11 protein-coding genes and 1 other RNA gene (1 of these 12 cut by a window edge) are annotated in these 13,499 nt (G+C 50.4%); 1 reads left to right on the forward strand and 11 read right to left on the reverse strand.

Features of this window, described 5'->3' with window-relative positions:
• The 11 genes from dnaX to rpoE form a co-directional block, all read right to left on the reverse strand.
• Positions 1-1,390, reverse strand: partial view of a DNA polymerase III subunit gamma/tau gene (gene dnaX / locus ACZ5N7_RS13950; RefSeq protein WP_464654977.1) — the 5' portion only. Its footprint begins 347 nt before the window's first position; only the first 1,390 of its 1,737 coding nucleotides appear in the window; it begins with the start codon at positions 1,388-1,390; its stop codon lies off the left edge, out of view.
• A 120-nt stretch (positions 1,391-1,510) separates the two neighbouring features.
• On the reverse strand, positions 1,511-2,911 hold the full coding sequence (locus ACZ5N7_RS13955; RefSeq protein ID WP_464659276.1) for an ATP-binding protein: 1,401 nt from the start codon (positions 2,909-2,911) through the stop codon (positions 1,511-1,513).
• A gap of 300 nt (positions 2,912-3,211) precedes the next feature.
• Positions 3,212-3,476, reverse strand: an RNA gene (ffs, locus tag ACZ5N7_RS13960) — signal recognition particle sRNA large type.
• Positions 3,477-3,629: 153 nt separating this feature from the next.
• Positions 3,630-3,827 carry a 50S ribosomal protein L31 gene (rpmE, locus tag ACZ5N7_RS13965; RefSeq protein WP_464654979.1) on the reverse strand — a complete coding sequence of 66 codons (198 nt, stop codon included), beginning with the start codon at positions 3,825-3,827 and terminating at the stop codon, positions 3,630-3,632.
• A gap of 105 nt (positions 3,828-3,932) precedes the next feature.
• Positions 3,933-5,204 (reverse strand): radical SAM family protein, encoded by a 1,272-nt coding sequence (locus tag ACZ5N7_RS13970; RefSeq protein ID WP_464654981.1) that lies wholly within the window; start codon positions 5,202-5,204, stop codon positions 3,933-3,935.
• A 20-nt stretch (positions 5,205-5,224) separates the two neighbouring features.
• Entirely contained in the window at positions 5,225-6,520 is a 1,296-nt protein-coding gene (gene rho, locus ACZ5N7_RS13975; protein ID WP_464654982.1) for a transcription termination factor Rho, read from the reverse strand.
• A 66-nt stretch (positions 6,521-6,586) separates the two neighbouring features.
• The gene (locus tag ACZ5N7_RS13980; protein WP_464654984.1) at positions 6,587-7,840 is read right to left on the reverse strand and encodes a UDP-N-acetylglucosamine 1-carboxyvinyltransferase; all 1,254 of its coding nucleotides are present in this window, start codon (positions 7,838-7,840) and stop codon (positions 6,587-6,589) included.
• A 115-nt stretch (positions 7,841-7,955) separates the two neighbouring features.
• Positions 7,956-8,810 carry a class II fructose-1,6-bisphosphate aldolase gene (gene fba / locus ACZ5N7_RS13985; protein ID WP_464654986.1) on the reverse strand — a complete coding sequence of 285 codons (855 nt, stop codon included), beginning with the start codon at positions 8,808-8,810 and terminating at the stop codon, positions 7,956-7,958.
• Positions 8,811-8,992: 182 nt separating this feature from the next.
• Complete coding sequence (locus ACZ5N7_RS13990) at positions 8,993-9,385, reverse strand: response regulator (RefSeq protein ID WP_464654988.1); 393 nt, start codon at positions 9,383-9,385, stop codon at positions 8,993-8,995.
• Between the two features lie 110 nt (positions 9,386-9,495).
• Positions 9,496-11,103, reverse strand: coding sequence for a CTP synthase (locus ACZ5N7_RS13995; protein ID WP_464654989.1), 1,608 nt, complete (start codon positions 11,101-11,103; stop codon positions 9,496-9,498).
• Between the two features lie 198 nt (positions 11,104-11,301).
• Positions 11,302-11,901 carry a DNA-directed RNA polymerase subunit delta gene (gene rpoE / locus ACZ5N7_RS14000; RefSeq protein ID WP_464654990.1) on the reverse strand — a complete coding sequence of 200 codons (600 nt, stop codon included), beginning with the start codon at positions 11,899-11,901 and terminating at the stop codon, positions 11,302-11,304.
• A 380-nt stretch (positions 11,902-12,281) separates the two neighbouring features.
• Between rpoE and ACZ5N7_RS14005 the strand changes: the two genes are divergently transcribed.
• On the forward strand, positions 12,282-13,484 hold the full coding sequence (locus ACZ5N7_RS14005) for a S8 family peptidase (RefSeq protein WP_464654991.1): 1,203 nt from the start codon (positions 12,282-12,284) through the stop codon (positions 13,482-13,484).
• Positions 13,485-13,499: the final 15 nt, after the last annotated feature.

Raw genomic sequence — 13,499 nt, forward strand, 5'->3', positions numbered from 1 at the left:
TTTCCTTCACTTGCGCCAACACCGTGCTCCACTTGTTGACCACCGACCGGGTCAGCGTCTCATCCTTAGACTGCACAAAATGGTCAAGCTTTACGCCCGATCTTCTGCCGACAGCGGAAGATACGGCGCGGCCGTTGGATGCGGCGGAAGTTCTCGCATTAGCAGGCTCCTGCGCAGCCGCCCCTTGCGACAGGTGGGCGAGCTTCTCTTCAAGCTTCTCAATCCTTCTAAGCAGGGGGGCCAGGATTTCTTGGGAATTCTCGGACGCCGCTTCGTAGGGTACGGCGGCGGACGCCGGGGCAGGAGCATCGCCGCACAATTTAATGACGGCAATCTCAAGCAAAGTTTGCGGCTGCGATGAATATTTCATATCCGCTTGATAAGCGGTCAGCATCTCAATCATATAGAACAATTTGTCTTTGGTAAACCCATCGGATATGCGTACATACTCGTCGGTGTGAAAGATCCGCTCCGTGACCGCCTTGGAATGGGGAATCATGCGTACCATCAGGATGTCCCTTAAATACTGGACCAGGCTTTCAATACACTTCTCGGCGCTCTTTCCTTCCTGCATGAAAGCATCGATCAAGTCCAAAGCATCCCCGGCATTCCCTTCCTTGATCGCTTGCGCGAGCTTTCCGAACTGCTCCGAGGCCAGGCCGCCGGTTACCGCGATGACGTCGCCGTAGCTGACCCTGGTGCCTGAATAGGAAACAATCTGGTCCAGTAGGCTGAGGGCATCCCTCATTCCGCCATCCGACAGCCTCGCAATATATTGCAGCGCGTCTTCATCCACTTGAATGTTTTCTTCGCCGCATATATGCTCAAGTCTTGCCATCTGCTCGCCAAGCGACACTCTGCGGAAGTCGAAGCGCTGGCATCTCGAAATGATGGTGGCGGGGATTTTGTGGGGCTCTGTCGTTGCAAGAATAAACATCACATGCTCAGGAGGCTCCTCCAAGGTCTTCAGCAGCGCATTGAACGCTTCCGTTGTCAGCATGTGTACTTCGTCAATGATGTAGATCTTCCGCCTCACTTCGGTGGGCGCATATTTCACCTTGTCGCGGATATCGCGGATCTCATCCACGCCCCGGTTGGAGGCCGCGTCAATCTCTACCACGTCCACAACCGTGCCTTCTGTAATTCTTTGACATACAGCGCATTCATTGCAGGGCTCGGCCGCAGGCCCTTTCTCGCAGTTAACCGCCTTTGCCAAAATTTTGGCGGCAGTCGTCTTTCCCGTTCCTCTGGGACCGCTAAAAAGGTAAGCGTGAGAAGACCTCCCCTCCCGAAGCGAATTCTGCAGTGTCTGTATAATATGCTTCTGGCCGGCAATCTCCCTGAAGGATTGAGGCCTCCACATGCGGTATAAAGCTATATGTTGTGCCATAACAACCCTCTCTAAACTTCAGGTAATAATAATTTTATTATACTATAACCCTATGCAGGAATGAAGTAAGTCAAAAATTAAAACTCCTTGCCGGAAACGATTCCGAAAGGAGTCAGGATGCTAAGGTAGCGGCAGGCCCACGGTAAACGTCGTCCCAAAACCTTTGGAAGACACGCGGATCCATCCGCCTATATCGTGGATGATTCTTTGGCACACCGATAAGCCCAGCCCGGTGCCATTTTCTTTTGTCGTAAAAAAAGGGTCGAATATTTTATCAATCAGAAAAACCGGAATACCCGGACCCGTGTCGTGGATATCGATGTACAACCACCGCTCGGAATAGTCGGCTTTTTCAGTAATACTAAGCGTCCCGCCTTCGGACATCGCTTCAATCCCATTCTTGCAGAGATTCAAAAACACCTGCTTGAGCATTTCTTTATCGGCGATAATGTGCGCGGAAGGAGACTCAGGTTCGTAATTGACGCTCACTTTGTGCAGAATGGCCTCGTTATTGATGAGCGGGAGGATACCCTGAAGCACCTTCGATACATCAACCTGCTCAAAAGAGATGTGCTTAGGCTTGCTGAGCAGCAAAAATTCATTGAGAAGCTCATTGATCCTGTCAATTTCATCGAGCATCACCTGAGTATAGGTTCTCTCTTTATCCATCCCCTTCTCCGTAAAAGTATTGCGGAACATTTGCAGAAAACCTTTTATGGACGTCAGCGGGTTACGTATTTCATGGGCGGTTCCCGCCGCAATCTGTCCTATCATCGCCAGTTTATCGCTCCTCTGCACCTGCTGCTCCAGGGAACGCAAATTCGTCACATCTTTAAACATAACATACGCGCCGACAATCTCTCCGTCCTGATTTCTCAGCACATTGGAATCCAGCAGAAGCTCGTATCTCTCCGTATTGTTCGTCCAGGAAACCGCCTGGTTTCTCACGACTTGGCCGTCAAGCAGCGTACGCTGCACGATTCTATGTTCATTCGGCACGGAAGCGAAAATCTCGTCCATTGATCGATTAAGGATGCTGCTTTTGTCCAGACCCAGCACTCTGCAGGCCATTTCACTGATATCCACAAGATGAAAATCAGGATCGATCAAAAGCACACCCAAATTCACATCTCGCAAAAAAGTTCCCGCGAACCGCTGCAGCACGTTGTACTCGGCTCCCCTCAGAATTAAAAGAAAATGGGGTTCGGACTGTATTTGGAAGCCTAATACAATGTAGTTCTTCACGATTCTTGGAGACGGGCCCTGCAGCACTTCCAAAGGAGGAATCTGTCCGCTGCTTTCGCCGATTTGAAAGAAACGATTATATAACGAAACCAGCGGCTCATGAAATCTGATATACCCGGCGACCGATCGGCCCGTCAGCTCTTTTCTGCTCTGCCCCGTCCATTTGACGAAATTGGAACAGCAGAACACGATCCTCTCTTCCGAATCCAAAACGATCATCGGTTGATGTTCATAATACAAATAGCGCTCAACTTCCTGCAGGGAAATTTCAAGCATTGAGTTCATTGGAAGCATCCTATCACCTCAGACAGTTTATAGATTCCTAATACAATTCTCCCTCCACTCCCATTTTCCTTCCAATAATACGTCCTCCCAGGTTTTTCTAAATTCTACGTATCCCGCAAGCCCGAAAAACTTGAGAAGAAATCCCCCAAAAGTGAGGCAAACCTTCGAAGCCTCTTCCGAGTACTTTTGGGGGAGCCCCCTTCATCCACAGAAATTGCTTCGCATAATTCTATACAAAAAAACACGCGTTGGAACAAAATCCACTAACGCGTGTTTCTCATGCAGTATGTATCGTGCACCTGTTATTGATCTTACAGTCCAAGCGGCACCTTCACCGTTAGCTCGGTTAGGCCACCCTCCGGCACATGGAACATCCTACTTACGGCTGCTTCCTTCCGGACCTGACCGGGTTCGTTGGCGTCCATTGCGGAGGACCCGACTGTCAACACCACGTGTAAATACCAGGCCTCACACTGACAAGACCTCTAACAGGAATTCAACCCCGCTACAGCGGATTGCGGGTTACAGGGCACCGCTACCTCCCCATCTAGCACGGTAGAGATAAGTATATCCGATAATGCGCGAAATATCAACTTGGAGGGATAAATTGCTAGTTTGCCGGGACGCGCAGCAAAAAACCTCCTTTACTCCATCGAAACGATAGATAAAGAAGGTGGTTTTATGCTGTTCAACTGCAGGAAAACGGAAATTAGATTCCGTACTTCTTCTTGAAACGATCCACACGACCGCCCACATCCATAAACTTCTGCTTACCAGTGAAGAACGGGTGGCAGTTCGAGCAAACTTCAACTTTCAGGTTGGGCTTGACGGAACCCGCTTCAAATGTGTTGCCGCAAGCGCAAGTCACCGTAGTCAAGTGGTACTTGGGATGAATAGCTTCTTTCATTTCCTTCACCTCTTTCCGCCCTGGTTCTGTATGCAGATCCAGAGTTATGTCGACACATGGCAACATTATATCACCATTACCATCAGAAAAGCAATAACTTATTCCTTAGATTCCGGGTGCAGGGAATCTTCTTTCCCCCACCGGGGGAACATGAGTGTAAGAACCGATTACGACATCCGGCAGCTCCTGCGTAAATATCTCAATCGCCTGCTTCATGCCCAGCAGTTCTCCTTGGGCTTTAGGGATAATGCCCAGATAGCTTTCGGGATCGATGTTCAGATTGCGCAGTTGAATCAGCTTCAGGTTGGTCCTTCTGCAAAATTCGATCATCGCTTCCACTTCTTCCTCGCGGTCGGTTACACCGGGAAAGATCAAATAGTTGATGGAAGTGTAGACCCCTTGGTCCGCTGCGTATTTTAAAGACTTCTCCACATTCTTGAGCGTATAGCCGCGGGGTTTATAATAGGCGTTGTAATGGCCGTCCATGGCGCTGATCGTGCTCACCCGCATCAAATCCAGCCCGGCGTCCACAATGCCTCTGATATGATCTGAAAGTCCCGCATTCGTATTGATATTGATATAGCCAAGCTTCGTCTGCTGTCTAACCTTACGCATCGCCTCTATGATAAGCGAGGCTTGAGTCGAAGGTTCCCCTTCACAGCCTTGGCCGAAAGAGATGATGCTCTCGGGCGTGGATAAATGCTCGAGCATAATCTCGACAATCTCATCCACATGGGGCCTGAAGTTCATCCGCGTCTGCGGGGCGACGAAGCCGCTGTCGTCCGGTTGTTCGGAAATACAACCGTGACAGCCGGCATTGCAGGAATAAGAGACCGGGACAGCCCCCTCCCATCGGTTCAAAAACGTGTTGGATGCGGTCAAGCATTCATACCCCAACGCGCAATTGGAAAGGTGTTCAAACAATCGATTCTGCGGATACTTGGCGAGAAGCTGCTTCACCCGAACTTCGAGCACATCCGGGTCGCAGCCAGCAGGGTTCCAGGGGTGAGGGTCGTCACTGAGACGCGCAGCCACATGGAACCCCCCGTCCTTCCATACAACGGCTGTGTAACCGAACAGCGGGAGCAGCTGCGCTTTGTCCGATTTGATATAACCAGGCAGCAGCAGCCGGGTGTAGCCTTGGGGGAGCAAAGCGCCTACGGCATGGTAATCGCCGGGAAAGAGCTTCATCTCCCCGTTGTCCGGGTCCATTCCTACCGGCCGGGTAAAAGGCAGACTCACCAAAGTGGCTCCTTCCGGCAAGGGAATCAGCTCGTCTTCCAAAATTTCAGTTATCATTTCGGCATTCCGGCCCAAGCCGAGCAATTCCGAATGGTCATATACTTTGCCTTCGGCATCCGAGTAGACCAAATTCATATGTTTTCAGCTCCTTTGACTTAAGAAGCGGAGTTCTTCAATTTCTTCGGGTTGTTCGTTCCGTTCGAACCATTCGCAGAGTCCAAAGTTTCCAAAAACTCCACGTTCGTTTTCGTTTCACCGATTTTCTTAATAAACGCTTCTATATATTCATGGGAATCGTTCATGCTCTTGCGCAGTGCCCAAACCTTATCCAGCTCTTCCTTGCTTAAAAGCATTTCTTCCCTGCGCGTTCCCGACCGGCGAATATCGATGGACGGGAAAATACGGCGTTCGGCTAGCCTGCGGTCCAGATGAAGCTCGAGGTTTCCGGTTCCTTTAAACTCTTCATAGATGACATCGTCCATACGGGATCCGGTCTCCACCAAAGCGGTGGCCAGAATGGTGAGCGAACCGCCTTCTTCGATGTTCCTGGCCGCTCCGAAGAAACGCTTGGGACGATGGAAGGCGCCGGGGTCGATACCGCCGGAGAGCGTACGCCCGGATGGCGGGATCACCAGGTTGTAGGCCCGTGCCAGACGGGTGATGGAATCCATCAGGATTACGACATCCTTCTTATGCTCAACGAGGCGCTGTGCCCGTTCCAGGACAAGCTCAGCCACTTTGATATGATTCTCGGGCAGCTCGTCAAAAGTAGAAGCCACGACTTCCCCATTGACGCTGCGCTGCATATCCGTCACTTCTTCAGGGCGTTCGTCAATAAGCAGCACGAAAAGCTCGATTTCCGGATAATTAGTGGAAATGCTGTTGGCTATTTCTTTCAGAAGAAGGGTTTTTCCCGCTTTGGGCGGAGCCACGATCAATCCGCGCTGCCCAAGCCCTACGGGAGACATCAGATCCATAATTCGGGTGGACAATTGGGATGGGGAAGATTCCAAAACCACTCTCTTTTGCGGATAAAGAGGAGTAAGTGCAGGAAAATGAAGTCTTTCGGACGCCGTTTCCGGAGGTTCTCCGTTGACCGCTTCCACATGAAGAAGCCCGAAATATCTCTCGTTCTCCTTGGGTGGCCGGCATTTACCCGATACCATGTCGCCGGACCTTAAATCGAATCTGCGGATTTGCGAAGCGGATATATAAATATCTTCCGAGCTGGGCAGATAGTTGATCGGCCGCAGAAAACCGAATCCTTCCGGGAGTACATCGAGCACGCCCTGCATAAACATAAGCCCGCCTTGCTCGGCTTGAGCCCGTAAAATCGCAAATATGAGTTCTTTTTTGTTCATTTTTCCGTAATAGGGGATTTGATGCTTTTTAGCCAGTTGATATAATTCGGTCAATTTCAGCGCTTCCAGCTGCGCCAGGTGCATATCCATCTATTTAACCACCACACTTTATAATTTAGAACAGCCGTCTGCAGTTCCTGTGATTCTATCTATTGCCTAATCTCGCTCTCTCCATACTTCCGCGCCGAGCGCAGTCAAATTATCAACCAAATTGTCATATCCGCGGTCGATGTACTCCACGCCTGTTATTTCGGTAACGCCCGAAGGCACTGCCAAACCGGCGACCACGAGCGCCGCGCCCGCCCGCAGATCGGTCGCCCTCACTTTGGCGGCGTTCAATTGGCTGTATTCTATGACAGCGGAACGGCCTTCCACTTTGATATTGCCGCCCATTCTTACCAATTCGGGTATATGCTTGAAACGGTTGCCGTAAATATAATCCGTCAGAATGCTGACCCCCCTGGCCTGCGTCAACAAGCTGGACATCGGGGACTGAAGATCTGTGGCAAAACCGGGATACACCAAAGCTTTAACGTCAACACTTCCATATTCGGGCTGTCCCACCACTCTGATGGACTCATCCATTTCGTAGATATGTACGCCCATTTCCTGAAGTTTAGCGGTAACAGCTTCCATATGCTTCGGTATCACGTTATCGACGACTACATCCCCGCAGGTCGCGGCGGCTGCAATCATATAAGTTCCCGCCTGAATCCGGTCGGGTATAATAGAATGGCGGCAGCCCTGCATGGAATCTACGCCTTCTATACGGATGGTTTCCGTACCTGCGCCTTTGATGCGGGCACCCATGGAATTCAATAGTGTAGCAACATCTATAATTTCAGGCTCTTTGGCCGCGTTTTCAATAGTAGTCAGACCTTTAGCGCGCGAAGCCGCTAACATGATATTAATGGTAGCTCCTACACTGACGACATCCAAATAAATCTTGGCGCCGGTTAACTCTTTGGCGCTTATGCGAATACAACCCTGCTCGTTGCTTACTATAGCTCCCAAAGCTTCAAAACCTTTGATATGCTGATCGATCGGACGAGGTTCAAAATCACAGCCGCCGGGCAAACCGATGGTGGCTTCGCCAAATCTACCCAATAAAGCTCCCATCAAATAATAGGAAGCCCTTAGCTTCTTCACATTCCCGTTAGGCATAGGAATGGATTTCATCCTGCTCGGATCGATCTTCATCTGATCGCCCTGCCACTCCACCACTCCGCCTAAATCCGTCAGTATTTCCGTGTAAATGCCCACATCGCTGATCTGGGGCAAATTGTCCAGTACGACGACTGTCTCCGAAAGAATTGCTGCGGGAATCAAGGCAACCGCGCTGTTCTTTGCGCCGCTAATCTGAACCGTTCCGCGAAGCGGACGTCCTCCTGCGACCATCAACTTCTCCATACGTTACTCTTCCTCCTACATTAGGCCAAACTTGGGTGCAAACATAAAGCTGCTGACGCTGCGACAAAGAAGATAGGGAGGGAAATCATAGTAAATGATTTCCCCCGTATTCAATTCAGGCTTGATTTGAGCTGCCGAATAGTTGGATTTTGGATTTAACTACTTCAACCATGGCCTTGCGGGCGGGAGTGAGATATTTACGAGGATCATACACCTTGGAGTCTTTGTTCAGCACTTCGCGGATTGCGTCCGTACAAGCGACCTGATTCTCCGTGTTGACGTTGATCTTGCCGACGCCGGCTTGAATGGATTTCTTAATCATTTCGTCCGGTACTCCGGATCCGCCGTGCAGAACTACCGGAACCGGAATTTTGCCGGAGACGGCTTGAATAATATCGAAATGGATGTTCGGTTCCCCTGCATACATTCCATGCGCTGTACCCACAGCAATCGCCAGGCAGTCCACTCCGGTCTCTTCGTAGAAGCGGATGGCTTCTTCCGGCTTGGCCAGGCTTGCATTGGCTTCGTCAACCGAGATGTCGTCTTCGACTCCGCCGATTGTGCCCAGCTCGCCTTCAACGGATACGCCCATCGCGTGAGCGGCTTTGACCACTTCTTTGGTCAAGCGGATGTTCTCCTCGAAGGAATAGTGGGATCCGTCGAACATAACGGAGCTGAATCCGGCGCGGATACACTGCATTGCCACTTCAAAGCTGCTGCCGTGGTCCAGATGCAGAGCAATCGGCAGTCCTGACTTCTTAGCCGCCGCTTCGGCGATCGCTACCGTAAACTCGATGCCCATATACTTCAAAGCGCCTTCGCTTACCCCGTAAATAAAAGGCGACTTCAATTCCATCGCAGCTTCGACAATCGCTTGAGCAAACTCAAGGTTGTTCATGTTAAACTGGCCAACGGCGAATTTATTCGCTTTTGCTTTGGGTAAAAACTCGTTCATAGAAACCAATGGCATACTGTGAATCCTCCTCTAATAGCCTGTCATTCAATCGCACTGTGATATTATACCACAATCATTCATCAATTGTAATGAAAGGCGGAATCCGCTTGTATTTTATTTGTTCCACTCTCATTTTCCCCATCCCGGGTTTGGAGTAACCGCTCCTCGAAGAAATGCAAAAAAAGAATCCTGAATCATCAGGATCCTATCACCATCCCGCCGCGCGGGTCGTTTTTGAGCTGTTGATTTACGGCTGACCGAAGTTCGTCGATATCGAACGGTTTCGTAAAATGGGATATGGCCCCCAAGTCCGTCGCTTCTTTGATCATATCGAGTTCTCCGTATGCGGTCATCATTATCACTTTGATCGAAGGATCTATACTTTTGACGTGCTTTAAAATATCCAATCCGTCCATTCCGGGAATTTTCATATCCAGCAGCACCAGGTCCGGAGACACTTGTTTGACGATCTCCAGCGCGAGCTTGCCGTTAGAGGCTTCGTAAGTTTCATACCCCTCGCTGTTAAAAACCTCCATAAGGAGCACGCGGATTCCATTCTGGTCATCAACAATCAGCAGTTTTTTCTTCACCGTAATCCTCCCGAATACCGTACTTTTTTATTTCATGTGTTGGTAGTAGTTCGATGTTTTTCGGGATTTTCCTGCAAGAAATTTTAAAATTAACAATTTTTAGCTAAAATTTACTTTTTACCTTTTTGCTGGAAGGCCGCTTTGACAAATTCGCGGAACAAGGGCTGAGGACGGTTCGGCCTGGAAGTGAATTCCGGATGGAACTGGACCGCCAGGAACCAAGGATGTCCGGGAAGCTCCACAATCTCGACCAGTCTGCCATCCGGCGAGGTTCCCGAAATTATCAGGCCGGCCGCTTCGATCGTTTCCCTGTATTCGTTGTTGAACTCATACCGGTGCCTGTGGCGCTCATAGACGAGCTCGTCGGCATAGCATTGTTCAGCCAGTGAGCCTTCAGCCAGCTTGCACGGATACAAGCCCAGTCTCATCGTACCGCCCAGGTTCTCGATATCCTTCTGTTCCGGCAGCAGATCGATGACCGGATAGGAGGTTACCGGATTGATCTCGGAGGAATTGGCTCCTTCCAGGTTCAGAACCGAACGCGCGTATTCCACAACGGCTACCTGCATGCCGAGGCAAATGCCGAAGAATGGAATACCCTTCTCGCGGGCGTAGCGGATCGCCGATACTTTCCCCTCGATACCGCGGTCTCCGAAGCCCCCGGGTACGAGAATGCCGTCCACTCCATGCAGCAGCTCCTCCACGTTGTGGTCGTACACTTCTTCCGCGTTGACCCAGCGGATTTTGATTTCCGTGTTGCTATCGATGCCGGCATGTCCCAACGCCTCTACTATGCTTAAATAAGCGTCGTGAAGAGCAACGTATTTACCGACGATGGCAATTTCGGTTGTCCCATTCAGGCTCCTGACTTTATCCACCAGGCTGTCCCACTCGGTCATATCCAAAGGATTCGTTTCCAGCCTCAAATGATTGACGACAATCTCGTCCAAACCCTGCTCTTTTAGCATGGTAGGCACCGCATACAACGTATCGACATCGTTGCATTCGATTACTGCGTTGGAATCGATATCGCAGAACAGCGCGATTTTGCGCTTCATGTCCTCCTGCAGCGGCTGCTCCGTGCGGCACACGATCACATGCGGTTGAATCCCAAGACTGCGAAGCTCTTTGACGCTGTGCTGGGTCGGCTTTGTTTTGACCTCTCCCGCTGCTTTCAGGTATGGAATCAAAGTCACATGAATGTACATAACATTCTCGCGGCCGATGTCGCTTTTGATTTGGCGGATGGCTTCAAGGAAAGGCAGGCTTTCGATATCACCCACCGTGCCTCCGATCTCCGTAATGACCACATCGGAACCGGCTTCCTTGCCCGCGCGGAAAACACGTTCCTTTATTTCGTTCGTAATATGGGGAATCACCTGAACGGTGCCGCCCAAATATTCGCCGCGGCGCTCTTTTTTAATAACGGAGGAATAGATCTTGCCTGTGGTTACGTTGCTGTTCTTGGACAGATTAATGTCGATAAACCGCTCGTAGTGGCCCAGGTCGAGATCCGTCTCGGCGCCGTCATCGGTTACAAACACCTCTCCGTGCTGATAGGGACTCATCGTTCCCGGGTCTACGTTAATGTAAGGATCGAACTTCTGGATGGTAACCTTTAACCCTCTATTTTTAAGCAGCCTTCCAAGAGACGCCGCTGTTATTCCTTTGCCCAATGAGGACACCACTCCGCCTGTCACGAAAATATATTTGGTCATATGTAACTCCCCTCTTAGTATAAACCTGGTTTGTTTAGCTTGTACGGGAACCTTCAAAACTACCCTGAAAAAACAAAAAAAGTGACACCCGCAGGACACGGGGCACTTTGATTTCAATAAATATTTACATGGTTTCAATAGCCCATGCAATAGTTTACTCTGTAGGCATCGTGCTGTCAACCTTTTGATGGAATTGTTTTATTTCTTCTCGTCGTCGTCCAAATCTTCATCGTCGTAATCGTCGTCGCCTTCGGAATCCTTGTCATCATCGTCTCCCAAACCGTCAACTTCTTCATCGATTTCGGACGCTTCGATTGCCTCTTCCTCGATATCTTCCTCTTCGAAGAATTCGTCATCCTCCGTATCCGTATCCGCATCGTCCTCGGCATCCTCATCCCGGGGCTTGTCGAACGTATCATAATCCTCTTCGCTGAACGTGTCCTCTTCTTCGGAGAAGATATCCTCGTCCAGATCGTCGTCTTCGTCATTAATAATGCGCGGACGCTTGGCGTTGCCGACGGTGTCGTCGGATTTCTCCACGGGATACCAGCGCTTCAAGCCCCAAAGGTTGGAGCCTACGCACGCGAAACGGCCGTCAATATTGATTTCAGTATATAGTTGAGCAATCACCTGCATGACTTCTTGGTCCGAAAGGCCTTTGATTTTGGCGATCTCATTCATCAAATCACGGTAGTAGAATGGCGTGTTCGCTGATTTCAACAGCTCGAAGGCCAGGTCCACCATCGGCATTTCTTTGGCCTGCTCTGCTGATATTTTAAGTGCGTATTCGGAACTCATAAGATCTCGGCACATCCCTTCGGACATTTTCATACATAATGTATATTTTATACCATATCCAGTATCTCCAAGTAAAACCTATTTTAAATAAAAAAGCAAGAATCGTCCGAGCCCCGGAATCCAATCCCAAAGTTGCGCCAACAGAAAATAAGCGAAGGAAGCTTCCTCCGCTTTCGACTGTATCCACTTTGGCGATCACTCGCCACCTCGTGGGAGCAAGAGCTAACAAGTAACTCTCTATTTATCGTATGTTGGAGAACGCCGAATGACACGAATCGCAACCCATTTATTTGGAAAAAGGCTCCCTACTCAATCCATCTTTCGGCCCCCTACATATGATAACTCCAAGATAATCCAACTGTACTGGGGGAGATGAACAGTTGAACTCGGCGAAATTTCTGCAATACCTCCAACAACAAGTAGAATACGGACGCAAAAAGCCGGCAGGCCATACGATTATCCGTTTTAAATGCCCAAGAGAGTATGCCGAGTGCATAAAGCACTGGAAACTCCTGGGAACTGCGCGAACGTCTCTTCCCTCTATCAGGCAAATAGGACTAATTCGGGCCATTGCCTGCTCTATTGTGCCATCGGAACGGCTTCTCTCATTTCCTTTTATCGAGTCGGCGGAAGAAGATGCAAGAATACAGCTCCATAAAGCGAAATTATCGCTGCCTGATCAATCGGACGGCAAGGTTACGCCGGAAAGGACTCAGCAGGTGCCCTGGGGAGTGAAGCAAATAAAGGCGCCCCAGGCGTGGAAAACGACGATGGGCAGCCGGATCAAGGTGGGGGTGGTCGATACCGGGATCGACTACAGCCATCCGGACCTCCGGGGTGCGATAGGCAAAGGGATCAATTTTATAAACCGAAGCCTTCTCCCCTACGACGACAACGGGCACGGAACGCACATCGCGGGGACGATAGCGGCTTACAGCTCCGCGAGCGGAATTATCGGAGTCGCGCCGAGAGCCGTGATCCATCCGGTGAAAGCTTTTGACGCTCACGGTTCGGCGTATGTGTCCGATATCATCGAGGGCATCGATTGGTGTGTGCAGAATGGCGTGAACATCATCAACATGAGCTTCGGCATGAAAACCTACAGCAATCTTCTCGATATCGCCGTAACCAGCGCTTACCAGTCCGGCGCTGTCATTATCGCTTCTTCCGGGAATGACAGCATGAAAGGCAGCGTGGACTATCCCGCCCGTTTGCCGAAGGTCATCTCTGTCGGAGCCATCACCAGGAACAGTAAAATAGCCCCTTTCAGCAACAGAGGCAGACGAATCGATATTTATGCACCCGGCGAAAAAATCCTCTCCACCTGGCTGGGCGGGAGGTACAACGAGCTTAGCGGCACTTCCATGGCCACATCCCATGTGTCAGGGGTCGTGGCGCTTATGCTGGCCGTGAAACCTGGGCTGAAGCCGTTTAAGATCAAGCAAATCCTAATGAAAACAGCCACCCCCCTGATCAAAGGCCGCGTCAAGGGACCAGGAGGCATTCATGCCAAACGCGCGGTGAACGCGGTGTCCGGCTCGGGCTCTGTATCGGGCTTCGGCTCCCGCACCCGCTCCGGTTAGGGCGGCAAGCTTTAA

The organism is Paenibacillus sp. JCM 18996, assembly GCF_055392555.1.